The sequence below is a fragment of the Sphingomonas sp. 10B4 genome (assembly GCF_035019905.1).
Taxonomy (GTDB): Bacteria; Pseudomonadota; Alphaproteobacteria; order Sphingomonadales; family Sphingomonadaceae; genus Sphingomonas; species Sphingomonas glacialis.
Genome location: NZ_JASJVC010000212.1, coordinates 1 through 410, shown reverse-complemented (window position 1 = coordinate 410; position 410 = coordinate 1). Strand labels below are relative to the sequence as shown.

Below are 410 nucleotides of genomic sequence, written 5' to 3'. Positions count from 1 at the left end.
TAGGCAATGTCGGCGTCGACCGTCAGCCAGTGGAACGGCTTGTAATAGTTGGAGAACTCGAAACCGATGCGCCGGCTCGGCCGGCCCGGCGTCGTCGTCCCAGCGTCGCCTTGGAAAATCAGCTCGGAGTTGAAGTCGAGATCGTAGACAGCGAGCGTGGTCTGCAGGTGCGGGATGATCTCCGTCCTGAAGCCGACCTCGGCCCCCTTCGACCGGACCAGCCCCGGCACCGGGTCGGCGGGATCGCCGCTCTTCGGATCGACGTGATTCGTCGTGCCGCGCGCGTCGTTGCTGTGGAAGCCGGTGCCAACGTTGACGTAGAACTCGGTCATCGACCGCGGCCCGAAGATCAGGCTAAGCTTGGCACTCGGCAGGGTCGAGGTGACGTTGCCGGTGTTTGCCGCCTGGGC

1 pseudogene is annotated in these 410 nt (G+C 64.9%); it reads right to left on the bottom strand.

Annotated elements, in window-relative coordinates:
• Positions 1-332, bottom strand: a pseudogene (locus QN347_RS19510) (TonB-dependent receptor); the annotation flags it as partial.
• Positions 333-410: the final 78 nt, after the last annotated feature.